The sequence below is a fragment of the Aurantibacter sp. UH7 genome (assembly GCF_056839165.1).
In genome coordinates this window covers 3,927,321-3,954,152 of sequence record NZ_CM166388.1, presented here as the reverse complement: position 1 = coordinate 3,954,152, position 26,832 = coordinate 3,927,321, and the positions used below count along the sequence as shown (strand labels likewise).

Genomic DNA, 26,832 nt, shown 5'->3' with positions numbered 1-26,832 from the left:
ATGTTTAAAAGGTGGATAAAATTTGAAATAGCCATAGTTTTTATAGCCGGTATAGTTACAGTTTTCGAATCGTGTAAAAATAAAAGTGATGCTGTAGTAAAAGACATGGCGATAAATGATAAAGTGGTTAAAGACATTGTGCCAAAAAAGCCGCTCTCAGAAGAATTTAAAGCCTACTGGTATGCAGGTGAAGCTGAGATAACATCTTATAAATTGGATCAAGCACGTTATGGTGAAATGCGTGAGGGTACTGCTGTACTTATTTATGTTACTGAACCTTTTTCTGCTAAAAAGCAAACTAAAGCCGATGGTAGTAATCCAGATAATATTCCTGTTCTAAAATTAAATAGCACCAAAAATTATCTAACAGGAATTTACCCGTATTCTATTATGAGTAGTAGTTTTTATCCTGTGTATGATAATACTCATGCTATAAAACTTTCGTTCTCATCTCAAGAGTGGTGCGGACAAGTATATTCACAATTAAATAATCGAGATAAATTTGAAGTGATGTCACACTCCTATTTCGAAACAGAGGCCGATAACCAAATGCTATTAGAAAAAAACATTCTCGAAAACGAATTATGGAATAAATTAAGGATAAACCCAAAAGAACTGCCTGTTGGTTCTAAAAAGGTTGTCCCTTCTTTAGAATATATTCGTCTTTCTCATAAAGAATTAAAAGCTTATGACGCTGTTTTATCTCTAAATTCAGATGAAGAACTCTCTTCTTATGAGATTTCTTATCCTGACTTAAACAGAAAATTGAAAATAATTTTCAACACTAATTTTCCTTATGAAATTGAAAGTTGGACAGAAACTTTTGAAAGTGGGTACGATGGTATCAACAAAATTGAGATGTCTTCTAAAGCCACTAAAATCAAATCAATGAAAAGCCCATACTGGCAAAAAAATAGCAATAAATTTCTACCACTTAGAGATAGCCTTGGATTATGACAAATGATTTTCTTGCCACTCGGCAATCTGAATTTTTAGCTACATTAATATGTATTGCTGTTATTATTTTAATTCGTTTTGTTTCTGCTCAAGCCATAAGAAAAATAGGTAAGCTGCGCGATAAAAATACCATTCGCACCAATTTGGTGAATAAGTATGTCTCTTTTTTACTTTACATTGTAGGAGCCATTGTTTTGATTTTTATTTGGGGAGTAAACTTTAAAGAATTAGGTCTTGTAATGTCTTCTATTTTTGCGGTAATTGGTGTTGCCTTATTTGCAAACTGGTCCATCTTAAGTAATGTTACAGCTGGAATAATCCTCTTTTTTTGGTACCCTTTTAAGATTGGAGATCGTATAAAAGTGCACGATTCAGATTTTTCTGAAGAGGCTCTAATCGTAGACATAGCAGCATTTCACATGCATTTAAGAAAAGATAATGGTGAAATACTAACCTATCCTAATAATATGTTGCTACAAAAAGGTGTAGCGCTTATTGAAAAAAATGCTGGTCTTGATGATGAAATAGATTACGATATTTAAGCCTAAAGTTTATTTTGAAAAAATAATTTTACATGAGAAGAAAAAATCGTCGTAAGGCGAACCCCTTTGGCGATATTAAAGAATCTCAATTAGAAGGATTTCTGAAAGATTGTAGTTTATTTCAATACAACATAGAGAATTCCGAAATAAAAGAATTAGAAAATCTTGAAAGTATTTTAATTAATACGCAAAGCGATAAAATAAGTTGGCTAAATATCTACGGATTTAAGTATGCACATCAAATAAAAAGAATTGTTGCGAATAACAAAATTGATGAATTCTTAAGTTATTTAATTCTAGATAACAACCATAGAAATAAAGTAATTGAATTATCTGACTGCTTTTTTCTAACTCTAAAATCACCCTATTATTCAGAGGATAAAGAAGAAGTTAAGTTTGAACAATTAATTTTTATTGTTGGTGACAATTATGTGTGGTCTATACAAGAAGTACATGGGGATCATTTTGAACATATTCGTTCTCGAATAACAGATAACTTGGGGGTCGTCAGAAAAAAAGGCGCTGATTATCTTTTCTTTCTACTTATCGAAGCCATCATTGATAACTATTACTCCGCATTCGATAAATTAAATGAAGATAATATTGGGTTAGATAACCCAGATGATGTAAGGCCCACTCCAGAATTTGCTCGTTTGGTTGAAAATCAAAAACGACAACTGTACCTTATTAAAAAAGCATCAACAAGTTTAAACGAAGCGCTAAGCCATTTACAATTATTTGAATTTGAAAAGTTTAATAAAAAATATTTTGATGAATCTCGTGAACAGGTAAAAATGCTTACAGATGAAATTGACCATAAATTGCAGCATTTAGAAAGTTCAATAAATTTAATGTTTAGCATACAAAATCATCGCCTTAACGAGGTTATGAGAACGCTAACCATCTTCTCTGTTATTTTTATTCCGTTAACTTTTATAGCAGGTATATATGGTATGAACTTTGAAAATATGCCAGAACTAAAATCTAAAAATGGCTATTTTATCGTGCTTGGTATTATGCTGCTAATAGTATTAGTTACCGTGTACTTTATTCGAAGAAAAAAATGGTCTGGAAATAAATGATTTCATTGTTAACTATTGACAAACCTGTTAAAGAAGTTTTAATTATTCTCTAAGGCATATTAAACTTTATATCTTTGAGTAACTACAAAATGATTTACCTATGCGCGTATTTCTGGTATTCTGTCTAGGAATACTTCTGACCAACCAACCAATGAAGGCGCAAAATCCTTCAAAACCCTCTTCTTCAGAAATTTATCACAGTATTGAAAAATTAAATTTCTTGGGTTCTGCTTTGTACATTGCAGCACACCCAGACGATGAAAACACTCGTTTAATTTCTTATTTATCAAATAATACGAAAGCAAGAACAGGATATCTTTCTTTAACTAGAGGTGATGGTGGTCAGAATTTAATTGGTACAGAGTTAAGAGAATTACTTGGTGTATTACGAACTCAAGAATTATTAGCAGCACGAAGCGTTGATGGTGGAGAACAATTTTTTTCAAGAGCCAATGACTTTGGCTATTCTAAGCACCCCGATGAAACTTTAAAAATCTGGAATAAAGATGCAGTGCTTAGCGATGTTGTTTGGGCTATACGCAAATTTCAGCCCGATGTAATTATTAATCGATTTGATCATAGGTCGCCTGGTAGTACACACGGGCATCATACTTCTTCGGCTATGTTAAGTTTCGAAGCATTCGATTTAGCAAATAATGCTAACCTATACAAAGATCAATTAAAATATGTAGAACCGTGGCAGCCCAAAAGGCTATTCTTTAATACTTCATGGTGGTTTTATGGAAGTCAAGAGAAATTTGAAAAAGCCGACAAATCTAAAATGTTGAATGTTGATGTTGGTGTTTTTTATCCGTCATTAGGGCTTTCAAATAACGAAATCGCATCTATCGCTAGTAGTCAACATTTATGTCAAGGATTTGGAAGATTAACAACACGTGGGTCTGAAAATGAATATATAGAACTGCTAAAAGGTGATATGCCTGTAGACAAAACCAACATTTTTGATGGCATAGATACGAGTTGGAATCGCGTTGAAGGTGGAAAAGCCATAGGAGATATTTTAAACAAGGTTGAAAACAATTTCAATTTTAAAAATCCAGCTGAACATCTTCCTCTATTGGTTGAATCGTTTAGGCTGATTCAAGATATTAAAAACGAACATTGGAGGACTTTAAAAACTGAGGAATTAAAAAATATAATTACTGAAGTAACCGGACTCTATTTAGAAGTTTCCACTAAAGATCCAATTGGGAATCCTGGAGCAAGTTCAGATTTTATGTTTGAGGTATTAAATAGAAGTTCTGCTAACATCATATTAAAATCTATTAATGTTCCAAGTTTAAATTCAGTTGAGCATAAAAATATTAGCTTAAATGAAAATGAAAAACAGAATTTCGAATTAACTGTTCAAATCCCTAATAATGCCCAATACACCAGTCCGTATTGGCTAAACGAAAAAGGAACCTTAGGAATGTATAAGGTAGATGACCAACAATTAATTGGAAAACCGGAAACACCACGAGAGATTAATGCAGAATTTATTTTAAAAATAAATGACACAGAAATCACCTTTACAAAACCTGTAATCTATCGCTCTGCTAAACCTGATAAAGGTGAAATCTATCAACCTTTCGAAATTTTACCTGAAGCTACAGCTTCGTTTAAAGACAAGGTTTTAATCTTTGCTGATGACAAACCGAAGACTATTCCGATTACAATTAAAGCTCATGCAAATAATATAAAAGGAGATTTGCAATTTTGTTTTTCTGAAGGATGGAAAGTAGATCAGGAAACAAAACCTTTTTCCATTGAGAAAAAAGGTGATGTACAGACTATTAATTTCGTTTTAACTCCACCCGACAATGAAGACGAAAGTTATATCTCTCCTATAATTAGAATAAATGGAAAAGCTATTAGCAAAGAATTAGTTACCATAGCTTACGACCATGTTCCTTTACAATCTGTACTGTTGCATTCAGAAGCTAAAGTTGTGCGTTTAAATATCCAAAAAGCAGGAGAACATATCGGTTATATAGTTGGAGCCGGTGATGCAGTACCCCAAAGTCTTGAACAAATTGGTTACACTGTTCATACCATAGATCCTAATGCTATTAATGCTGGTACTTTAAAAAAATATGATGCAGTTGTTGTAGGTATCCGAGCATATAATGTATTGCCAGAATTAAAATTTAAACAAAAGCACCTGTTAGATTATGTAAAAGCTGGTGGTAATTTGGTTCTACAATATAATACTGCTGGTCGATGGGATAAAGCTTATGCTGATATTGCTCCTTATAAATTAAAATTATCTCGTGATCGTGTAACTGATGAAAACTCTGCTGTTGAAATAATTGCTAAGAATCATGCGTTAGTTAATTTTCCGAACAAAATTGATTTAAAAGATTTTGATGGATGGGTTCAAGAAAGAGGTCTCTATTTTCCTGATGAGTGGGCTAAAGAATTCACCCCCATCTTATCAATGAGAGATCAAGGTGAAAGTGCTAAAAAAGGAAGTCTTTTAGTAGCGCCATATGGCAAAGGAAATTATATCTATTCTGGTTTAAGTTTTTTCAGAGAACTACCAGCGGGTGTTTCTGGCGCATACAAACTGTTTGCAAATATGCTTTCCATTGGAAAAGAAAAAGTAGATAACGAATCTAAAATAAAAGGATAAGTATGAATGATAAATTTACTTGGAAAAAAGAGTATTCCATGGTTTTGATTCTTAATATCTGCTATATTCTTGTTTTTTATTATATAATGACAACTACAACATAAATGGGCATTCTCGATTGGACCATACTATGTGCTACACTACTATTTATAGTGGGCTATGGAGTATGGAAAACTAAGGGTAGTAAAAATGTTGATGATTATGTACGAGGTGGTCGGCAAGCAAAATGGTGGACCATTGGTTTTTCTGTAATGGCAACCCAAGCGAGCGCGATAACATTTTTATCAACACCAGGACAAGCCTTTCATGACGGAATGGGTTTTGTTCAATTCTATTTTGGACTGCCAATCGCAATGATTATTATTTGTATGGTATTTGTTCCATTATACCATAAACTAAAAGTTTATACCGCCTATGAATTTTTAGAAACTCGTTTTGATCTTAAAACCCGTTCTCTAGCGGCTATTTTATTTTTAATTCAACGTGGTTTAGCTGCAGGTATAACAATTTTTGCTCCGTCAATTATCCTCTCAGCTGTTTTAGGATGGGATTTATTTACTCTAAATATTATTATTGGTATTCTAGTAATTATTTATACCGTTTCAGGTGGCACCAATGCAGTTAACGTAACGCAGAAACAGCAAATGTTTATTATTATGCTGGGCATGTTTGTTACCTTTTTCTTTATATTAGGTTCTTTACCAGCTGATATTAATTTGAATAAAGCGCTGAAAATTGCAGGTGCTAGTGATAAACTAAACATATTAGACTTTAGTTTTAACACTAAAAGTCGTTATACTTTTTGGAGTGGTATTACAGGTGGCTTGTTTTTAGCCTTGGCATATTTTGGTACAGATCAAAGTCAAGTACAAAGATATCTCTCCGGCAAGTCTATTCGCGAAAGTCAATTGGGACTTGTTTTTAACGGTATATTTAAAATACCAATGCAGTTTTTTATTCTGCTAGTTGGTGTTATGGTTTTTGTGTTTTATCAATACAATCCCTCTCCTTTAAATTTTAATCCAGCCGCCACACAGACTGTGATGAGTTCTGACGTCGCGCCGAGATATATAGAACTTGATAAACGTCATAAAGAACTTGAATTAGATAAAAAGATGGCGCAAGATAAATTCTCAGCTGCCTTATCTAGAAAAGAATATGATGCAATTATTCAGGCTAAACATGAAATAATAAGTATTAACACAAAAGATAGTACAAATAGAGCTGCGGCTAAAGCTTTAATAAAAGAAGCTAATGATGCAACTGAAACTAATGACAAGGATTATGTATTTATTCATTTTATTCTAAATAATTTACCAAAAGGATTAATTGGTTTGTTATTGGCAGTTATTCTTTCTGCTGCAATGTCTTCAACTGCATCCGAACTAAATGCGTTAGGTACAATTACAGCTTTAGATTTATATAAACGTAATAAAAAGGAAGAGCAAACGGAAGAACATTATGTGATGGCTTCCAAAGGATTTACACTGCTTTGGGGAATTGTAGCTATTGCTATTGCTTGTGTGGCAAACTTATTTGACAACCTTATTCAATTGGTAAATATTATTGGATCAATTTTTTATGGTAATGTATTGGGTATTTTCTTATTAGCATTCTTTTTTAAATTTATAAAAGGTAATGCCGTATTCTTTGCTGCCATAGTAACACAGATTATTATTATTGGCCTTTATTATAATCTTATTCATATCTATCCTTCTGGTCAAGAAAAATTAGGATATTTATGGCTCAACTTCATAGGTTCGGCATTAGTAATAGTTTTAGCAATCTTATTTGAAAGCTTTGATAGAATATTAAAAAAACCACCTGTAACAGTCTAAAAACTAAATCCTATTTCTGGAAAATGCTATTTTCTATATTAGCAAATAGTTAACATTTTATATTTTCTCTATATTTATCCTCAGTAATGCGTAAACAATTACGTAGGAATATAGGATATGAGTGAAAAGAAATACACAATTAAAGATATTGCTAAATTAGCAGGTGTATCTAAAGGAACAGTAGATAGAGTACTTCATAAAAGAGGAAGAGTTTCTAAAGAAGCTCGAGAAAAAGTAAACCAAGTAATTACCGAAATTGATTACCAGCCAAATTTAATTGCTCGAAACTTAAAGAGAAATAAGATTTACCGTGTTTATGCTTTAATTCCTGATGCAAAGTTTGACCACTATTGGTTGCCAGCTATTAAAGGCATTGATCAGGCATTAAAAGAATTTAAACCTTTCGGATTAGTTTTAGAGAAATTTTATTTTAATCCTAAAGATCAAGAATCATTTCAAAAGCAATCAGAACTTGCTCTTTCTTTTGAGCCAGATGCAATACTCATGGCTCCTGTATTTCATAAAGACTCTTTAGAACTATTTCAATTATGTAAAGAACGTTCTATTGTAATTGCCTCCTTTAATAATCATATAGACAAACTAGGCTTAGAAAATTTTATTGGCCAAGATTTAAATCAAAGTGGTCGCGTAGCTGCGAGCTTGCTTGATAAGATAACCAATGAAAATTGTAAAATTGGAATTCTTCATATTAATGAAGAAACACATATGAAACATAAAGAGATTGGTTTTAGAGCCTATTTTGAAGAAAAATATAAAAAACCAAAAAAGATTATTACGTATAGCCTTGTAAGTAATGAAAATGTTAATTTAAGAGTTGAAATTTCTCAATTCATGAAGAACAATGATGGAATCTCAGCTGTTTTTGTAACAAATTCAAAGGCCTACCTCGTTGCTAATTTGTTAAAAAATGAAAATGAAAAAATTATGATTGTAGGATACGACTTACTAAAAGAAAATATTAGGTTATTAAAACATGGCGAAATAGAGTTTTTAATTCATCAAAGACCATACAGACAAGCGTACGTAGGCGTTAGTTATCTTGCTGAAAATCTGCTTTTTGGAAAAAAAATACCCTCACAAAACCTTTTACCTATAGATATTATCACCGCTGAGAACGTAAAATATTATGAAAATTAAAATTCGTACATATTATTAATCACATGAAAATGTGCTCGAACACATTTTTTTAAGAAAACCTTCACATTAATAAAAAATTTACTAATTTAACCCCGTTGTTAAGAGAAGGTTAAATAAAATCACAAACAAATTTACCTTACAGCTAATACGAACTATTAATAAATTAACTCAAAACACCCGATTATGATTAAGAAATTATTATTGTTTTTGGTGTTAGTATTCGGAACTTATCCGTTGCTTGCGCAAACTAAAACAGTATCTGGTACAGTTACCGATGCTGCAGATGGATCCCCTTTACCTGGGGTAAATGTACTTGTACAAGGTACAACCAATGGTACACAAACAGATTTCGATGGAAATTACTCTATTGATGCTGAAGAAGGAAATGTACTTATCTTTTCTTACCTAGGAATGAGCACAAAAAATGCTACAGTAGGTTCGGCAGATGAATTAAGTATTTCTTTAGATGAAGATGCAAGTCAACTTGATGAAGTTGTTGTAACTGCATTAGGTGTCGAGAGACAGAAAAAATCGCTTACCTATGCTACTCAAGGTATCGACGCTGAAGGTATTGATGAAGCAAGACCACAACAAAACTTAGTAAACAGTTTACAAGGTAAAGTTGCAGGTCTTTCTATTCAAACATCAGGTAACGGTGTTAGTGGTAGTTCTAAAGTTGTACTGCGTGGTAACAGATCTATTGCTGGTAGTAGCCAAGTACTTTATATAGTTGATGGTGTGCCATTAGGTGGTGATATTTCTGATATTAGCCCTGATGATGTTGCATCTATTAACGTGTTAAAAGGTGCGAATGCAGCTGCACTTTATGGTGCAAGAGCAAACAACGGTGCTATTATCATTACTACTAAGTCTGGTACAGAAGGTGGTATGAGTATTATCGTTAGTTCTACCTTGACTGCACAACAAGGTAACATTCAATACGATTACCAAAATGAGTATGGTCAAGGTAGTGCCGGAGTTTACAATGCTAATTCTACAGGATCTTGGGGTCCTGCTTTAGATGGCTCTACCGTTGCTGGATGGCAACCAACAGGAGCTTCTTCATACAGTTTCAGTCCTCAACCGGATAACGTTGAAGATTTTATGCAAACTGGATTTAATTTAGCTAACAATATATCTATACGTTCAGGAACTGAAAAAATAAGAACTTTTTTCGGTTATACGCATGAACTAAGAAATGGTATTGTTGCCGATAACGATTTAAAAAGACACAATGTTACTTTTAAAATTGACAATGATCTTATTGAAGACAAGTTGGTTTTAAGCGCAAAAGCAAATTACATTCGAACAGATTTGTTTAATAGTTTAAGTACTGGTGAATCTTTTTCTAACCCTTGGAGACATGCGTATAGATTACCTCGTAACATTAGAACTGTAGATGCGGAACAATATTCATATATAGATGCTATCGGTAATGTAAGACAAAACTATTGGAAAGTTGGTGATAACGGTGGTGCAAACCCGTATTGGACTATAAATGAAAATCTTAGTGAAACTATGATTAACAAAATCATAGGTTATGCTTCATTAAAATATAATTTTACAGACAATCTCGATTTAATGATTAGAACTTCTTTAGATACAAGTTCTAACACTACTGAAAATATGTTCTCTAATGATTCTTATATTATTGCTGATAACGGAAATTACAATACCTACAATTCTACAGGGTATGAGTGGAATACAGATTTCTTATTAGGTTATACAAAAGAAATTAGCGAAAATTTCGGATTTAATGTTAATGTTGGTGGTAATAACAGACAGACTAGATCACAGTGGGTTCGTACTGATAATGGTGGTTTAAATGCAGCAAATATCTTTGCAGTTACAAATGCTTTAAACCTTACTTCAACTCAAGATTTCTCTATTAAACATGTAAATTCACTATATGCTTTTGGTCAGGCTGCATTTAAAGATGCTGTATTTTTAGACCTTACTTATAGAAGTGATTGGAGTTCAACACTACCTACCGAAAATAGAAGATTCGATTATTACTCTGCTGGTATAAGTGCTGTAATATCTGATTTAGTTGACTTACCGGAAGCGATTTCTTATTTTAAACTAAGAACATCATATGCAGAGGTAGGAAACGATACAGATCCTTATAAAATTTCTAGAAATGCTAACTTGGTTGCTGGTGGTTTTGTTCAATTACAAACTACACAACCAAATGAAAGCTTAAAACCAGAACGTACAAAGTCGTTTGAATTTGGTGCTGATGCTAGATTCTTAGATAATAGGCTTGGAGTTGATTTTACGTATTATAAGATGAATACTATTGATCAATTATTCGCCCAAACTGCACTTGTTGAAAGTGGTATTTCTACTAAATTTATAAATGGTGGTGATGTTCAAAATAAAGGTATCGAATTTATCTTAACAGGTACACCAGTTCGTACTTCAGATTTTAATTGGGATGTTACTGTAAACTACTCTAAAAATACTAGTGAAGTTATAAGTTTATCAGAAGGGTTAGACGAGTTATCTTATGGTGGTGACTTCTTTAGACAATTTAGATTAGAAGTTGGTCAACCATGGGGTAACGTTTACTCAAGAGGTTTTGCGAGAAATGATGCAGGGCAAGTTCTTGTAGCTGCCGATGGTACTCCAGAAGTAACTTCTGGTCAAGATGTATTGGTTGCTAACTATAACCCAGATTGGTTAGGTGGTATTACTAACTCTTTCCGTTATAAGAATCTTAGTTTTAGTTTCTTAATTGATATGCGTCAAGGTGGTCAAGTTGGTTCATTAACAAATGCAATTCTAGCTTCAGATGGAGCGTTAGAAAGCACACTTGCTGGTCGTGATGGTAGTTTAGTTTTTGGTACAAATATATTCCCAGAACTTGATGTAGTTCAAGCGGATGGAAGTGCTAATAATATTAATGTAAATGCAGAACAATTCTGGGCTAAAATTGGTGGTAGAAACTCTCCTGTTGGTGAGGCTTTTGTAGAAGATGCATCAAATATTAGAATGCGTGAAATGAGCTTAGGTTATAGCCTTCCTCAATCAATTTTAGGCAACGGTCCTTTTAAGAGTGCGAAAATTTCATTAGTTGGTAGAAACTTATTCTTTATCAAAAACAATGCTTCTTTTGATCCTGAAGTCTTGATTAACACGAATACAAATGCTGATGGTTTCGAATCATTTTCTCCACCATCAACTAGTAGTTTAGGGGTGAATGTGAAATTCGCATTTTAAAAAATTGTAACTTTAAAAGAAAAAACATGAAAAATATAATAACAAAATTTAGTTTAGGTGTAGCCTTTGCTTTTCTAAGCGTTGGTTGTACCGAAGACTTCGAAGAAATAAATACAGACCCACTTGTATTGGATATCGGCAAAATAGCGGAGAGTCCCGTACTTCAGGGTCAGGCTTTTGCACAAGCGCAGTATACAGGTGTAAACGGATTGCACTGGAGATTTCAAATATCTCAAAATTTATTTGCAGATATTTGGGCACAGTACTTTGCGACTACTGCTTCTGGTTTTGATTCTGACAGATATGTACAAGTAGGTCGTTGGGCCGATTTGGCATGGACCTCTTTTTATGGTCAATCTGCACCACAATTAAAATTGGTAGAAGATCTTACTGCTGAAACTGGTAATGCAGTTGGTAATGCAATGGCTAAGATTTGGAGAGTTCATTCGTATCACAGAATGACTGATTATTGGGGACCAGTACCTTATTCTGAGTTTGGTAATAGTGAGTTAGAAGTAATTCCTTACGATTCTCAAGAATCTATCTATAGAAGCTTTTTTGTAACATTAGATGAAGCTGTTGCGCAATTAGCGGGCGGCGGAAATTCTTTCGGAGGTAGTGATAGAGTTTATTCTGGAGATGGAGCTAAATGGTTAAAGTTTGCGAATAGCCTACGTTTACGTTTAGCATTAAGAGTTAAGTATGTTGATCCTGCCTTAGCGCAATCTGAAGCTGAAAAAGCTGTTGCTGCTGGTGTTTTTACGGATAATTCAGAAAATGCATATGTATCTGTGGATGATACTAATCGTAACCCTATCGAAACTATTACGGATTGGGGTGAATACAGAATGAGTGCAACTATGGAAAGTATCTTAGAAGGTTATGAAGATCCTCGTTTATCTGAGTATTTTCAACCAGCTGTAGATGGTGATTCTGATGGCGATGGAAGTCCATATGAAGGTCTTTTAAATGGTCAAACTAAAGTTAGCTTAGAAACAAGCAAAAATGCTAGTCATTCAGATGTAGGTGTTAAATTTGTTGATGTAGCTAAAGGTGGTACAAACCCTCCAATAGAAATATTGAATGCTGCTGAGGCATACTTCTTAAGAGCAGAAGGTGCGTTAGCAGGATGGGCAATGGGCGGTACTGCTCAAGAATTGTATGAGATGGGTATTCGTACTTCATTAATGAAAGAAACTACTGCTGATGATGCTGCAATAAACGCATACATTGCTAGTACAAATACTCCTAGTGCTTTTGAAGTTGGTGCTGCACCAGTTGCAACGATTCCTGTTGCTTTTGGCGGTAGTGATGAAGAAAAACTAGAGCAAATAATCACTCAAAAATGGTTGGCTATCTATCCTAATGGATGGGAAGCTTGGGCAGAATTGAGAAGAACTGGTTATCCAAAGCAATATGCAAGAGTTCAATCAGAAAATCCTGATGTAGCTGCTGACGAAATAGTTAGAAGAATGGTTTATGTTACTAGTTCATTTGAACCTAGTAGTGAAGGTGTTGATGCTGCAATTTCAAGTGCTGAATTAGGTTCTGATAAGAACAACATTAAATTATGGTGGGATAAAAAATAATCCCCGATTACAATTAATAGAAAAACACCAATATCTTTATATTGGTGTTTTTTATTTAATGAAGTTACCAAACATTAGTCCAGTATTATAAAACAACTTAACGATGAAATCAATCACAACTCAAGGTAAATTCATTTATTTACTTGTCGCATTCATAATTTGTTCCTGTACAACAGATGATAAAAGCAAACAATTTTCATTGTTATCCAGTAGTAAGACAGGAATTAACTTTAAAAATCTACTAAAAGAAACCGAGACATTTAATGTTTTGGAGTATGGATATTTATATAACGGTGGCGGTGTATCTATAGGTGACCTAAATAATGATGGCTTACCGGATATTTATTTTACAGGAAATATGGTTGGCAGTCATCTATATATAAATCAAGGTGATTTCGAATTTAAAGAAATTGCAAAAAAAGCTGGAGTTTTCGCAGATGGTTTGTGGAATACCGGAACAACAATGGCAGATGTTAATGCCGATGGTTATTTGGATATTTATGTGTGTAGATCAGCTGCAAAAGATCCAGAAAAAAGAAAAAATTTATTATTCATAAACAATAAAGATCTGACTTTCACTGAAAGTGCTGAAGAATACGGCGTTGCAGATTCTGGTTATTCTACTCAAGGTGCTTTTTTTGATTATGATAAAGACGGTGACTTAGACCTTTATGTCTTAAATCATTCTACTCAAGAATACGCAGGTTTTGGTCAAATTACAGCATCATTAAAGAATAAGAAAAATAACGACTATTCAGATAAATTATATAAAAACGAGGATGGAAAATTTACAGATGTAAGTGATTCATCTGGTTTAATTTCTAATGTTTTAGGTTTCGGATTAGGTATTGCCATTTCAGATATTAATAATGACACCTGGCCAGATTTATACGTTTCTAACGATTATAACGAACAAGACTATTTATATATTAATAATCAAGATGGGACATTTTCTGAAAAATTAGAAGAATTTATTGGCCATACTTCACTCTTTTCAATGGGTTCTGATATTGCTGATATAAATAATGATGGTTATACAGATATTATGACCTTAGATATGTTACCTGAAGGCAATGACAGGCAAAAAATGGTTTCAGGTCCTGATAATTACGACAAGTTTAGCTTATTAGCTAAATCCGGTTTCTACAACCAAACCATGAGAAATATGCTTCAGGTAAATAACCAAGGAGAATCTTTCTCTGAAGTTGGGCAGTTTTCAGGAATTTCTAATACAGATTGGAGCTGGAGTGCTCTTTTTCCAGATTTAAATAACGACGGTTATAAAGATCTTTTTATAACCAATGGCTATAAACGCGATTATACTAATATGGACTTTATGAACTTTGCGGTTCAAGAAAAACTTAAAGAAAATAAAACAGGACAAAGAATAGCTATAATGGAACTTTTAGAAAAAGTTCCGCCTACGGTTGAAGAAAATTATACTTATAAAAATAATGGTGATTTAACGTTTACAAAAATGAATTTGGATTGGGGACTCAATCAAAAATCATTATCAAACGGTGCCGCCTATGCAGATTTAGATAATGATGGTGATTTAGACCTTGTTGTAAACAATATTGATGCAGAGCCTTTTGTTTATAGAAACAATAATGAGTTAGATATAAATTCAAACTATCTTAAAGTTAAACTTAAAGGTGATAATAAAAATACCTTTGGTATTGGAGCAAAAGTACTATTGAGTATAAATGATAAGATAATAAGTCAAGAATTGATGCCTTCAAGAGGTTATCAATCGTCCGTAGATTTTAACTTAGTTTTTGGCTTAGGTGAGGTTAAAGAAATTGAAAAAGTTGAAATTATTTGGCCTGATTCCAAGGTTCAGGTTTTAGAAAACGTTCAAGCAAATCAAGAAATCACTCTAAATCAGTTAGATGCGATATCTAGACCTACGAAAGTTGAAAGTCTCGCCACTACCCTATTTACTGACATTTCTAAAGACAGTCTATTAATAGTAGAACATAACGAAAACAATTATGTCGATTTTAAAAGACAACAACTATTACCCCATAAACTGTCTACACAAGGACCTAAAATTGCTAAAGGCGATGTAAATAACGACGGATTAGAAGATATATATGTTTGTGGTGCGAAAGGCAGTCTTGGTAAACTAATGATACAATCTAGAAATGGAGAATTTATCGATGCTGATTTCCCAATTGAAGAAGACTTAAAATATGAGGACACAGCTGCTTTATTTTTTGATGCAGATAATGATAACGACCTCGATTTATATATCGTAAGTGCTGGTAATGAATATGAACCTGGTTCACCAGAATTACAAGACCGAATTTATTTTAATAATGGAATTGGCAAATTCACCAAAAAAGAAAAAGCATTACCAAACATGCTTACCAACGGTTCTTGTGTATTAGCTAGTGATATTGATAATGATGGTGATTTCGATTTATTTGTAGGAGGTAGAGTGATTACTGGCGAATATCCCAATGCTCCTAGAAGTTACATTCTTATAAACGATGGAAACGGAAATTTTACAGATAAAACTTTAGAAGCTAATACTAATCTCGTAAACCCAGGTATGGTTACGGATGCCATATGGACAGATATTGATAATGATAAACAAGACGATCTTATCATTGTAGGAGAGTTTATGCCAATTCGAATTTTTAAAAATAATAATGGCACACTTTCAGAATTAGAAAATTCTAAACTATTAAATTCTGAAGGCTGGTGGAATACTATAGAGGCCGCAGATTTTGATAACGACGGTGATATAGATTTTGTGCTCGGTAACTTCGGATTAAATTCGCAATTAAAAGCCACCATCGAAGAACCTGTTCGGTTGTTTTCAAAAGATTTTGATGGAAATGGATCTATTGATCCGATATTATGTTCTTACATCCTCGGTGAAGAATATCCTGTTTTTTCTAAGGATGATTTAATTGGTCAATTGAGTGGTCTTAAAGGAAAATATATTAATTATTCTGATTATGCCAACCAGAAAATAACAGATGTTTTTACTGCCGAAGAACTTAATGATGCAAATGTTTTAAAAGCAGTAAACTTCTCAAGTTCTTACTTAGAAAATTTAGGTGACGGTACTTTCAGTTTAAAAGCGCTACCAAATGTTTCTCAATTCGCACCTATTTATGGAATCCTAATTGAAGATTTTAATGATGACGGAAATTTAGATGTGTTATTAGCCGGTAACTTCTTCGGTAATAGAGTAAAATATGGAAGATACGATGCCAACAAAGGGACTCTTCTTTTTGGCGATGGAAAAGGTGGTTTTACTGCTTTAAATAATAAAAAGAGCGGGTTAAACTTAGACGGAGAAATTAGAGATATTGTCTCTGTAAAAAATGTAAACAATGAAAAATTAATTTTGTTTGCGAGAAATAATAAATCAGTAAAAATTTATAAAAAAATTGATTAAATGAAATTGAAGAATAACATAATTAAGATTATTACATTAAGTCTATTTCTTGTAGCACCTGCCGTTTTTGGTCAAGAATTAACGATTAAGGAAGAAATTCTATCCCTCCCTACATACGGTTTTCATAAACCAAATCCGGTGCCAATTCTTGCTGAAAACCCTAAAATATTTCCTTACTTCAAATTTGAAGAATACGAGCAAGAGTCTCAAATGCAAGATTGGAAAGTAGTTACTTTAGAAAATGACTACATTAAAGTTTTTGTACTGCCTGAAATTGGTGGAAAAGTTTGGGGAGCTATAGAAAAATCTACAGGAGAAGAGTTCCTTTACAAAAATGAAGTAATAAAGTTTAGAAATATTGCTATGCGTGGTCCATGGACTTCAGGTGGAATCGAATTTAATTTTGGAATTATAGGGCACCACCCAGCAACCGCTACCCCAGTAAATTATCTTACTAAAACGAATGCCGATGGTAGTGTTAGTTGTATAGTCGGTAATACAGATTTGCCATCAAATACACGATGGACCGTTGAAATTCGACTTGAAAAAGACAAGGCCTTTTTTGAAACAAATGCTTCTTGGTACAACGCTTCTCCCTTAACCGAAAGTTATTATAACTGGATGACCGGTGCCGCTGTTGCTACAATGGATTTAGAATTTTTTATTCCCGGTGATACATACGTAGGGCACCCTGGTGACGCACATTCTTGGCCTATTGATGAGCAAGGTAGAAATTTAGCAATGTATAAAAACAACAATTTTGGTTCAGATAAATCGTATCATATTGTTGGTGAATACAATGACTATTTCGGTGGCTATTATCACGACAAGAATTTTGGATTCGGAACGTGGGCGCCTTATGAAGAAATGCCTGGTCAAAAATTATGGCTTTGGAATCAAGCACGAAGTGGCGGTATTTGGGAAGATTTGTTAACTGATTCCGACGGGCAGTATATTGAATTTCAAGCAGGTCGCCTTTTTGATCAATATTCCCCTGGAGAAGTTAACCCAATTAGTCAAGTTGGATTTGACCCGTATATGATGGATAGTTGGTCTGAAATATGGTTTCCATATAAGGAAATTGGTGGTATGGAAGATGCATCAAAACAAGGTGTATTAAACGTTGAATTTGAAAATGGAAATGTAACTATCGGAATAAATGCACTACAAAAACTAAATCAAGACCTACAGATAAAAGTAAATGATGAAATAGTTTTTAATGAAGCTTTGAACTTAAATCCAATGGAGATTTATTCAAAAACATTTTCTGGTACTTCAACAGATATAATTGAAGTGTCTATTTTAGGAACTGAATTACATTTTACCAATAAACCCTCTGTAACCCAGATTAGTCGACCTTTTTATCCAGATGAAAATTTGAAAGTCTCGGAAACAGAACAACTTTATCAAGATGGAATTGAAGCATTAGAATTTAGAGAATTTCCGCTCGCTCATCAAAAATTATCCGATTTGGTTGCGCTAGACCCATCGCATCGTGCGGGATTAAATGCGTTGGCCGAACTTGAATATAGAAAAACAGATTACAAAACTGCACTTGATATTTTGAATACGGTTCTTAAAATGGATACCTATAATTCTAATGCTAATTATATTGCTGGTATAACCTATAGAGCGCTAGGAGATAATTTAAATGCATTGGAGTCATTAGGTTGGGCAGCTAGAGATATAAAATTTAGGTCGGTAGCTTATGCACAAATGGCAGAAATCTATTTAGCGCAAAAGAATTATAGTAGAGCCCAAATGTATGCGACAAAAGCATTGACTTTTAATTTGAATAATGTAAATGCGTCTGAAGTACTATTGGTACTATCTCGTATTAGAAATAATAAGGAATCTTTTGAAAATTATGCTGATGTTCTCGATAAAATAGATCCACTTAGTAATTTTACTTTATCTGAAAAAGCTAAATATACCGGAAAAGTTGATTCATTAAAAACCAACAGATTAATTAATGAATTTGAAAAAGAGAATATTTTAAGTACTGCTATTAGATATCACCAATTAGGTTTTGATACAGAAGCATTGCTTTCAATATTAGAAAATAAGAAATATGTTAAGAATATAATTTGGGCAGCTTATTTGCAAAAAGATGCTAATAAAACTGAAAGTGAAAGACTATTATCAGAAGCTATTGAAGCTAATATTAAATTGGTTTTTCCTTATCGAAGAGAAACCATTCCTGTTCTTGAATGGGCAATTAGTCAAAATGAATCTTGGAAACTAAAATATTATTTAGCACAAAATTACATTGCAGTTGGTTTAAACGAAAAAGGTGAAACACTTTTAAAAGAACTTGGTGATGTACCTGATTCCGATATTTTCTATAGAACAAGAGCGGCTCTTGTGAAGGATTCTGATTATGATTCTAAGGCAAAAGATTATGACAGAGCCCTAAAATTGGCTTCAAATGATTGGAAAGTTTGGGAAGAGAGTATTTTATTTCAATTGCAAAACAAACAAAATGATGCTGCTTATGCTTTGTCTAAGAAAGCCGTAAGAAAGTTTAAAGGAAATTACAACATAGAACTAAGCCATGCTAAAGCACTATTAAATACAGGTCGCTACTCTGATGTAATTAAGGTATTGCAAAATATAAGAATATTACCATTTGAACATGCTAGTGAAAGTAGAAGAATTTATGAGCGAGCTCATATTGCCGTTGCTCAAAATTTAATTTTAACCAAAAAATACACAGCTGCTATTTCGATATTAAATGATTCTAAGAAATGGCCTGAAAATATAGGTGTTGGTAAGCCTTATACTCCCGATGAACGCGTGCAAGACTATTTATTAGCTATTTCGTATGCTGCAAATGGTGATACAACCAAAAGCACGGAAATACTAAATTCTATTGTTGATTATACCAAAAAGAATATTTCGAATTCAGATACAGATCATCTTTACGGGTTATTAGCATTGAAGAAATTAGGGAAGGAAAGTGAACTAAAAGACTTATTGTCAAAGCTTAAAACCGATAATTCTAAAAATGAATTAGCGCTTGCTTTTTATAATAATGATATGGAAAAAGCGAAAGCCTTGAAAGAAAAAAGTTATTTACCTGACTTTGTATGGAATGGTATATTGGAAAGTCTAAAATATTAGGAGGTTAAGTTCATAAAATAATAGACCCGTGTTTAAAATTGTAAACACGGGTCTATTTTATAATAAGGTAATTACTTCGCTCCCCACTCTTTTAAAGAATCGGTATTCATTTTAATATAATCATCATTACCTGCTTCTTTTGCTGCTGCTAAAGATTTTTTAGCTGCATCAATAGCCGCCTTTTTATCGCCCGCTTTGGCATTTACCAAAGACTGCTGACGCAATTGCCAAAATGCAGGTTTTTCAGTCATAGCCATTGCTTTATCCATCCATTCCTTAGCTTTCTTAATATCCTTTCCGGCGTTCATATAATAAACTGCTGAGGCATAATAATCACCAGCACCAGGACCTGCCATTACTTTATCAATGCTTTTCATTACTGCAGCATCTGTACCAACTCCAATCTTAACAGGTACATAAGTAGATTCCCAAAGTAACCCTAAAGTAGCTCCGTTATCAGATAAATCATCAATAATAATTGTGAATGTTTCCATTGACATTGGCATCTGAACTACCTGTGAAGTAACTTTTGCTGCAACTTTAGATTGATCCAATTCTTTTGGAGTCCCACCTGCATTAGGCTCTGCATAGAAATAAACCTCCCATGCAGATGCATTTGGTTTTGTGAAAATTGCATAAGAACCAGCTTTAACATCAGATCCACCAATATTAACATCCTTGCTAAAAGTGATTTTAGTTCTTGCATTAGCTCCTGTTCTCCATATTTTATCATAGGGCACTAGCTCTCCAAAAATTGTTCTCCCGCGCATAGATGGTCGCGAGTATTCAACAGTAATATCAGTTAAACCTACAGTCTGGATTAATTTTGATCCTGGACTAGGTGCCGGTGCTTCAATTTGCGCATTCATGGTAATAGAAGCCATAATAGCACAAACAAATAATGTAATGTTTTTCATGTGATAGTGTATTTATTAGTTTTTACGAAATTACACAGAATGCTATATGGCATTTGTTAAGAAAAACTTAAATAACTATACTTGAATTTATCAGCACATTTGTTTTAATAATTTTGTCTAACTTTATTTAGTTATAATTAGACAAAATTGTATTTTTGTTAAAAGATATTTATGAAATTGTATCAACTTTATTCGAAACAAGCTTTCCCAATAAGTCAAAAAGAAGCTTGGGACTTTTTATCTAATCCCGCTAATTTAAAGACTATTACTCCCGAGCGTATGGGCTTTAATATTTTATCAGGTTCTGATAGAAAAATGTTTCCTGGTCAAATTATTCAATATAAAGTTTCTCCTTTTACCGGTTATTCTACAAAATGGGTTACCGAGATAACGCATGTTAAAGAAGGTGAATATTTTGTTGATGAACAACGTTTTGGCCCCTATCAACTTTGGCATCATAAACACTTTATTAAGCCTATTCCGGGCGGTGTAGAAATGGAAGATATTATTGATTATAAAGTTCCATTTGGATTCCTAGGTCAGATAGCACATTTAATTTTTATTAAAAAACAATTATCCGAGATATTCTCATATCGCGAAAAGAAATTAATAAAACTATTTGGTGTACTCAATCCACAATCGAAAGTGCTTCAATTTAAATCTATATAAATGAAAAAAAACATTCTATTAATTGGTGGATCTAGTGGTATTGGTCTTGCTATTGTAAATCAGTTACATGAAACTCATAATATATATGTAGCATCAAGAACTGTAGACAATTTAAATTCTTTACATGTTAATCATTTGCAGTTCGATGCTGCATCGGAAGAACTTAATTTAAATGAATTACCAGAAGAGATTCATGGTTTTGTCTATTGCCCTGGTAGTATTAATTTAAAGCCATTTAAAATGTTGTCTTCTGAAAATTTTGAAGAAGATATGGCAATCAATTTCTTCGCTTTGGTAAGAATATTTAAAACTATTATTCCTAGACTCGTGAATCAATCGAGTATTGTATTTTTTAGTACGGTTGCGGTAAAAAAAGGCATGCCCTTTCATACTAGTGTAGCTGCAGCAAAAGGAGCTATTGAAGGCTTCGGTAAAGCTATAGCTGCAGAATATGCAACTAAGTTTAGGGTTAATATCATAGCGCCTTCATTAGTTGATACTCCTTTGGCTAAAAGGTTACTAAATAATGATAAAAAGAAAGAAGCAAACGCCATGCGACATCCCATGCAGCGAATAGGTGCTCCAGATGACATTGCGAATATGGCCGTATTTTTATTGAGTGATAAAAGTAGTTGGATGACGGGCCAGGTAATTGGAATTGATGGTGGAACGAGTACACTTAATGTAAATTGATATGAAAAATAAAATATCAATTTTTTGGTTTAGGCGTGATTTACGGCTCGAAGACAACGTGGCACTTACTCATGCATTACAAGGAGAACATCCTGTATTACCCATATTTATTTTTGACAAGAATATTTTGAATAATCTTGCTAAGGAAGATGCACGTTTAAATTTCATTTATGACACCTTGCAGAAAATTGGTAAAACTATTGAAGAAGACTATAATAGTACGTTAGCTTATTTTCATGCAACACCAGAGGAAGCATTCAAAGAATTAATTAACAAATATCAAGTTACACATGTTTATGCTAATAGTGATTATGAACCTTATGCTAACAAACGTGATATCGCTATAAAAAAACTATTATCCAATCATAGTATCGAGTTTTTAAGTTTTAAGGATCAAGTTGTTTTTGAAAAAAATGAAATAGTTAAAAGTAATGGTGAACCATATGTGGTATACACACCTTTCAAAAATAAGTGGAAAGAAAAATTCAACATTAAAAATTCATTAGAAATAAGGGATACTACAAAATACTTAAAACATCTTGTTCAGAATATTGAATTTCCAAACCTATCATTAGCGGATTTAGGTTTTGAAAACTCTAACATAAAGGTGCCAGAATACAATGTGAGCCCTAACCTAATTGCGAATTATGAAAATACACGCAATTTCCCAGCAAAAAAAGATGGTACTTCTCATTTAGGTCCGCACTTAAGATTCGGGACAGTGTCCGTTCGCCAAATGGTAAAAAAAGCTATTTCAGAAAAAAATGAAGTTTTTTGGAATGAATTAATATGGAGAGAATTCTTTATGCAAATTCTTTGGCATTTTCCACATACGGTAAATAAATCATTTAGGCCTAAATACGATCGAATAGAATGGCGAAATAATGAAAGTGAATTTAAAAAATGGTGTAATGGAGAAACCGGATATGCTTTAGTTGATGCTGGTATGCGAGAATTAAATCAAACTGGCTATATGCATAACAGAGTTCGCATGTTAGTAGCAAGTTTTTTATGTAAACATTTACTAATAGATTGGCGCTGGGGTGAAGCATATTTTGCCGAGAAGTTATTAGATTATGATCAAAGTGCTAACGTTGGTAACTGGCAATGGGCTGCAGGTAGTGGTGTAGATGCTGCTCCATACTTTAGAATATTTAATCCCATGACGCAGGTTGAAAAATTTGACAAGAAAAAGGAATACATCAATACTTGGGTTACAGATCTACAAGAACTAACATATCCTCCAAAAATGGTTGATCATAAAATGGCCAGAGAAAGATGTTTAACGGTTTATAAAAACGCTCTAAATTGAAATAATTTGCTACCTTGTTAGTATATTTCCTCCTAATATTTATTTTATTAATTATACTTCTTGATAAAAAATCGAGAACTAAACATCAATTACTCATCAATTATTAATTTTTATAATTCTAACATATGGGAGAGGATAACGGAAATTTATGTTTTGCAAATAATAAAGAAGTAAGGCAAGAGTACCTTGACACGAATGATTCCAAAATTATGAGTAATCCAATTCTTAAAACATATGCTTTAGGTTTCCCATGGCAGACGGAAGACCCATTTTTATTTTCCGTTTATCATTTAGACCATTATCCAAAGGGAAATAACGAAATGGGTCCCAATGTTGATTTATCGGGAAGAAACCTTGGTAATGACTTTGTAATTAAAGATGGGTGGCGCATGTATCATGGTACGACGATACCTGGTTTTCCATATCACCCACATAGAGGTTTTGAAACTATTACGATAGCGAATAAAGGTTATTGCGACCATTCAGATTCTTTAGGCGCTGCTGGTAGGTTTGGTAACGGAGATGTACAATGGATGACAGCTGGGCGAGGTGTACAACATTCTGAAATGTTTCCACTCTTAAATAAAGATGAAGAGAATCCATTAGAATTATTTCAAATTTGGTTGAACCTACCCCCTTCTGGTAAGTTTGTAGATCCGCATTTTAAGATGTTATGGCATGAAGACATTCCAATTGTTAATGAAGCCAGTGCTACCATTAAAGTTATAGCTGGAATATATAAGGATATAAAAGCCCCGAAACCAGCTCCAGATTCATGGGCGGCCAATACCACTAACGAAGTGGCAATCTGGAATATTCATATAAAACCAAATAGTACGTATGTTTTACCTAAAGCTTTATCAAACGTATCTAGGAATTTATATTTCTATGAGGGTGACGATATTTTAATCTCAAATGAAGCCATTTCTAAAAATTATGGTATTTCATTAATACCAAATGGCGATGTTCAAATTACGACCGGAAAAACCACCGCGCATTTACTTCTACTTCAGGGTAAACCTATAAATGAACCCGTAGTAAAGCACGGACCTTTTGTTATGAACACTCAAGAAGAAATTCGTGCTACTATGAAAGAATATGGCCTAACACAATTTGGAGGTTGGCCATGGCCCTACCCCGACAATGTACATGATCGTGAAAAAGGTCGTTTTGCACTTTACCCAGATGGCACTTTAATTGAAAAATAATTAAGCTATACGCTCAATTTTAGCCCCAATTGCTCTAAGTCTTGTATCTATATCTTCATAACCACGATCAATTTGTTCGATGTTATGAATTGTTGAAGTTCCCTTAGCCGATAATGCCGCAATTAATAATGAAACTCCTGCTCTAATATCTGGCGAAGTCATTGTTGTGGCCTTTAAAGTGGATTTAAAATTATGTCCAATTACTGTTGCTCTATGCGGGTCGCAAAGAATAATCTTCGCTCCCATATCAATTAATTTATCAACGAAGAAAAGTCGGCTTTCAAACATTTTCTGGTGAATAAGCACTTCACCTTTTGCCTGTGTAGCCATTACTAAGATAATACTCAATAAATCTGGAGTTAAACCAGGCCAAGGAGCATCAGAAATTGTTAATATAGAACCGTCTATGTAATTTTGAATTTCGTACCCATCTTTGTGTTCTGGTATAAAAATGTCGTCACCTCTACGCTCTAATTTAATACCTAACTTTCCAAAAACTGTTGGAATTTGACCTAAATCGTCCCAGCTTACATTCTTAATTGTAAGTTCACTTTTTGTCATAGCAGCAAGACCTACCCAGCTACCAATTTCAATCATGTCCGGCAACATTCTATGTTCTGTTCCGCCCAACTCATCAACACCTTCAATAGTTAATAGATTAGAGCCTATACCAGAAATTTTGGCGCCCATTCTATTAAGCATATTACAAAGCTGTTGTAAATAAGGTTCACATGCAGCATTATAGATAGTTGTTTCGCCTTCAGCTAAAACCGCTGCCATAACTATATTGGCAGTTCCCGTTACCGATGCCTCATCTAAAAGCATGTATGTACCTTTTAGTTTTTTTGCCTCAACACCGTAAAAATGTTCCTCTCTATTGTATCTAAATTTTGCTCCCAGATTTATAAAACCCTCAAAGTGTGTATCTAATCTTCTACGACCAATTTTATCACCTCCAGGTTTAGGAATATAGCCTTGTCCGAATCTAGCTAACAACGGACCTACCATCATAATAGAACCTCGTAAGCCACTACCATCTCTTTTAAATTCAGGCGATTGCAAGTACTCTAAATCTACTTCATCCGCTTGAAAAGCATATGAACCTTTACTTAACTTCTCGACTTTAACACCAAGATCTCTAAGTAGTTGTATTAGTTTGTTAACATCAACAATATCTGGTATGTTATTGATAGTTACTTTTTCTGCTGTAAGAAGTACGGCACAAAGAATTTGCAAGGCCTCATTCTTGGCTCCTTGCGGCGTTATTTCACCGGAGAGCTGATGGCCCCCTTCAATTTTAAACGTTCCCATCTAAGATTTGAGGTATTAGTACCGCTTTTTTCCGCGGTTGTTATTTCGTTGATTCTTTTTGTTTGAGTGACTATTGCTACTGCGACTATTACTCTTATTCGAACGGTTTTTAAGAAACTGTTGACTTTCAGTTAAATTTTCTTCTTTTGAAGCTAAGTCTATTGCACCATCGCTTAATTCAATTAAATGCTTGAATATGATTTTATCCTCAACTGTATCTTTATTCCAGTTCAGGTAGCATTTCTTCATGTGGTTTGCAATAGCATATTCTAAACCATCGCGCATATCACCCTTTTCCCATTTTACAGCTACATCAATCATGCGCTTAATATTGTTTCCGTAAAAACGATACTTTGGAAAATTTTGTGGGTACTCTAGTGGCTCTGGTTTCTCCTGTAACATTTCCTTTGTTGTGATCGGAAACGGCGAATCTACATCCAATTTAAAATCGGACATAATAAACAACTGATCCCAAAGTTTATGCTGAAAATCAGGCACATCTCGTAAATGGGGTTGCAAATTACCCATAACACTAATTATGGATTGCGCTACTTTATTTCTTTCATCACGATCTTCTATACTCATTGCATGTTCTACCATCTTTTGAAAATGACGCCCATACTCAGGAATAATTAAATGAGTTCGTTCTGTATTGTATTCTATATTATCTACTAAATTCAAATTGTATTTTTTATGCTTTTAATGCGTATTAGTATAACGGAGGCAAAATAACAAAATTATATGGGTGAAACTATTTTATACCCATTAATGAATAGTTTTTAAATCTTTACTATTCTGTCGGTGGCTTCCTGTTTAATTAAAAAGTCAAGTTTTAAGACTAATAAATTTTAGAAATGTTTATAATGATATCACTCCTTCAATTTTACCTACTTCCTTATATTTTTCAATAACTTGATCCGGACCTACTAAGTTTACCGTTACTGAAACACTGGTATACTTACCTTTCTTTGATTTCTTCGATTCGATAACAGCTCCTAAATTATTGAATATTTCTTCTATACTCGTAATTTTATCCGCATCGGTTGGAACAATAAATTTGTAAAGATAGTTAGAAGGCCAAGCTGATGTTTCAGTAAGTTGTATCTTTAGTCGAGAATAGAATTCTTCTGATTTATCAGTATCCATGCAATTTTTTTTACA

General features: G+C 33.5%; 18 protein-coding genes. 14 read left to right on the top strand and 4 right to left on the bottom strand.

Annotation, left to right across the window (positions count from 1 at the left end; genetic code table 11):
- The 10 genes from UH7x_RS16685 to UH7x_RS16640 all read left to right on the top strand — a co-directional run bounded on the left by UH7x_RS16685 (position 1) and on the right by UH7x_RS16640 (position 19,561).
- Positions 1-957 (top strand): septum formation inhibitor Maf, encoded by a 957-nt coding sequence (locus UH7x_RS16685; RefSeq protein WP_482361056.1) that lies wholly within the window; start codon positions 1-3, stop codon positions 955-957.
- Positions 954-1,499, top strand: coding sequence for a mechanosensitive ion channel domain-containing protein (locus tag UH7x_RS16680; protein ID WP_482361055.1), 546 nt, complete (start codon positions 954-956; stop codon positions 1,497-1,499). The genes UH7x_RS16685 and UH7x_RS16680 overlap by 4 nt, the downstream gene beginning before the upstream one ends.
- 32 nt (positions 1,500-1,531) lie before the next feature.
- Entirely contained in the window at positions 1,532-2,581 is a 1,050-nt protein-coding gene (locus tag UH7x_RS16675; protein WP_482361054.1) for a magnesium and cobalt transport protein CorA, read from the top strand.
- A gap of 100 nt (positions 2,582-2,681) precedes the next feature.
- Positions 2,682-5,216 (top strand): PIG-L family deacetylase, encoded by a 2,535-nt coding sequence (locus tag UH7x_RS16670; RefSeq protein ID WP_482361053.1) that lies wholly within the window; start codon positions 2,682-2,684, stop codon positions 5,214-5,216.
- A 104-nt stretch (positions 5,217-5,320) separates the two neighbouring features.
- Positions 5,321-7,054, top strand: coding sequence for a sodium:solute symporter family protein (locus UH7x_RS16665; protein ID WP_482361052.1), 1,734 nt, complete (start codon positions 5,321-5,323; stop codon positions 7,052-7,054).
- A gap of 117 nt (positions 7,055-7,171) precedes the next feature.
- The gene (locus UH7x_RS16660; RefSeq protein WP_482361051.1) at positions 7,172-8,212 is read left to right on the top strand and encodes a substrate-binding domain-containing protein; all 1,041 of its coding nucleotides are present in this window, start codon (positions 7,172-7,174) and stop codon (positions 8,210-8,212) included.
- A gap of 183 nt (positions 8,213-8,395) precedes the next feature.
- On the top strand, positions 8,396-11,434 hold the full coding sequence (locus UH7x_RS16655; protein ID WP_482361050.1) for a SusC/RagA family TonB-linked outer membrane protein: 3,039 nt from the start codon (positions 8,396-8,398) through the stop codon (positions 11,432-11,434).
- 26 nt (positions 11,435-11,460) lie between these two features.
- Complete coding sequence (locus UH7x_RS16650; protein ID WP_482361049.1) at positions 11,461-13,023, top strand: SusD/RagB family nutrient-binding outer membrane lipoprotein; 1,563 nt, start codon at positions 11,461-11,463, stop codon at positions 13,021-13,023.
- 103 nt (positions 13,024-13,126) lie between these two features.
- Complete coding sequence (locus UH7x_RS16645; RefSeq protein WP_482361048.1) at positions 13,127-16,438, top strand: VCBS repeat-containing protein; 3,312 nt, start codon at positions 13,127-13,129, stop codon at positions 16,436-16,438.
- Positions 16,439-19,561 (top strand): DUF5107 domain-containing protein, encoded by a 3,123-nt coding sequence (locus UH7x_RS16640; protein ID WP_482361047.1) that lies wholly within the window; start codon positions 16,439-16,441, stop codon positions 19,559-19,561. It begins immediately after the preceding gene.
- A gap of 71 nt (positions 19,562-19,632) precedes the next feature.
- Here UH7x_RS16640 and UH7x_RS16635 read toward each other — a convergent pair whose 3' ends face one another.
- A complete protein-coding gene (locus UH7x_RS16635) occupies positions 19,633-20,478 on the bottom strand; it encodes a DUF2911 domain-containing protein (protein WP_482361046.1) in 846 nt (281 codons plus the stop codon).
- Positions 20,479-20,649: 171 nt separating this feature from the next.
- On the opposite strand from UH7x_RS16635, the gene UH7x_RS16630 reads away from it, so the two are divergent.
- The 4 genes from UH7x_RS16630 (at position 20,650) to UH7x_RS16615 (ending at position 24,360) form a co-directional block, all read left to right on the top strand.
- Positions 20,650-21,147: an SRPBCC family protein gene (locus UH7x_RS16630; protein WP_482361045.1), complete on the top strand. Its 498-nt coding sequence runs from the start codon at positions 20,650-20,652 to the stop codon at positions 21,145-21,147.
- Positions 21,148-21,840 carry an SDR family NAD(P)-dependent oxidoreductase gene (locus UH7x_RS16625; RefSeq protein ID WP_482361044.1) on the top strand — a complete coding sequence of 231 codons (693 nt, stop codon included), beginning with the start codon at positions 21,148-21,150 and terminating at the stop codon, positions 21,838-21,840.
- 1 nt (position 21,841) lies between these two features.
- Positions 21,842-23,152, top strand: coding sequence for a cryptochrome/photolyase family protein (locus tag UH7x_RS16620; RefSeq protein WP_482361043.1), 1,311 nt, complete (start codon positions 21,842-21,844; stop codon positions 23,150-23,152).
- A 209-nt stretch (positions 23,153-23,361) separates the two neighbouring features.
- Positions 23,362-24,360 (top strand): pirin family protein, encoded by a 999-nt coding sequence (locus UH7x_RS16615; protein ID WP_482363622.1) that lies wholly within the window; start codon positions 23,362-23,364, stop codon positions 24,358-24,360.
- Here UH7x_RS16615 and murA read toward each other — a convergent pair whose 3' ends face one another.
- The 3 genes from murA to UH7x_RS16600 all read right to left on the bottom strand — a co-directional run bounded on the left by murA (position 24,361) and on the right by UH7x_RS16600 (position 26,817).
- Positions 24,361-25,671, bottom strand: coding sequence for a UDP-N-acetylglucosamine 1-carboxyvinyltransferase (murA, locus tag UH7x_RS16610; protein WP_482361042.1), 1,311 nt, complete (start codon positions 25,669-25,671; stop codon positions 24,361-24,363).
- A 15-nt stretch (positions 25,672-25,686) separates the two neighbouring features.
- Positions 25,687-26,352 (bottom strand): DUF4290 domain-containing protein, encoded by a 666-nt coding sequence (locus UH7x_RS16605; RefSeq protein ID WP_482361041.1) that lies wholly within the window; start codon positions 26,350-26,352, stop codon positions 25,687-25,689.
- 177 nt (positions 26,353-26,529) lie between these two features.
- The gene (locus tag UH7x_RS16600) at positions 26,530-26,817 is read right to left on the bottom strand and encodes a DUF493 family protein (protein ID WP_482361040.1); all 288 of its coding nucleotides are present in this window, start codon (positions 26,815-26,817) and stop codon (positions 26,530-26,532) included.
- Positions 26,818-26,832: the final 15 nt, after the last annotated feature.

Excerpts from the sequence above, each read along its gene's own strand:
- UH7x_RS16685 (WP_482361056.1), top strand. The coding sequence starts at position 1 with ATGTTTAAAAGGTGGATAAAATTTGAAATAGCCATAGTTTTTATAGCC.
- UH7x_RS16680 (WP_482361055.1), top strand. The coding sequence starts at position 954 with ATGACAAATGATTTTCTTGCCACTCGGCAATCTGAATTTTTAGCTACA.
- UH7x_RS16675 (WP_482361054.1), top strand. The coding sequence starts at position 1,532 with ATGAGAAGAAAAAATCGTCGTAAGGCGAACCCCTTTGGCGATATTAAA.
- UH7x_RS16670 (WP_482361053.1), top strand. The coding sequence starts at position 2,682 with ATGCGCGTATTTCTGGTATTCTGTCTAGGAATACTTCTGACCAACCAA.
- UH7x_RS16665 (WP_482361052.1), top strand. The coding sequence starts at position 5,321 with ATGGGCATTCTCGATTGGACCATACTATGTGCTACACTACTATTTATA.
- UH7x_RS16660 (WP_482361051.1), top strand. The coding sequence starts at position 7,172 with ATGAGTGAAAAGAAATACACAATTAAAGATATTGCTAAATTAGCAGGT.
- UH7x_RS16655 (WP_482361050.1), top strand. The coding sequence starts at position 8,396 with ATGATTAAGAAATTATTATTGTTTTTGGTGTTAGTATTCGGAACTTAT.
- UH7x_RS16650 (WP_482361049.1), top strand. The coding sequence starts at position 11,461 with ATGAAAAATATAATAACAAAATTTAGTTTAGGTGTAGCCTTTGCTTTT.
- UH7x_RS16645 (WP_482361048.1), top strand. The coding sequence starts at position 13,127 with ATGAAATCAATCACAACTCAAGGTAAATTCATTTATTTACTTGTCGCA.
- UH7x_RS16640 (WP_482361047.1), top strand. The coding sequence starts at position 16,439 with ATGAAATTGAAGAATAACATAATTAAGATTATTACATTAAGTCTATTT.
- UH7x_RS16635 (WP_482361046.1), bottom strand. The coding sequence starts at position 20,478 with ATGAAAAACATTACATTATTTGTTTGTGCTATTATGGCTTCTATTACC.
- UH7x_RS16630 (WP_482361045.1), top strand. The coding sequence starts at position 20,650 with ATGAAATTGTATCAACTTTATTCGAAACAAGCTTTCCCAATAAGTCAA.
- UH7x_RS16625 (WP_482361044.1), top strand. The coding sequence starts at position 21,148 with ATGAAAAAAAACATTCTATTAATTGGTGGATCTAGTGGTATTGGTCTT.
- UH7x_RS16620 (WP_482361043.1), top strand. The coding sequence starts at position 21,842 with ATGAAAAATAAAATATCAATTTTTTGGTTTAGGCGTGATTTACGGCTC.
- UH7x_RS16615 (WP_482363622.1), top strand. The coding sequence starts at position 23,362 with ATGAGTAATCCAATTCTTAAAACATATGCTTTAGGTTTCCCATGGCAG.
- murA (WP_482361042.1), bottom strand. The coding sequence starts at position 25,671 with ATGGGAACGTTTAAAATTGAAGGGGGCCATCAGCTCTCCGGTGAAATA.
- UH7x_RS16600 (WP_482361040.1), bottom strand. The coding sequence starts at position 26,817 with ATGGATACTGATAAATCAGAAGAATTCTATTCTCGACTAAAGATACAA.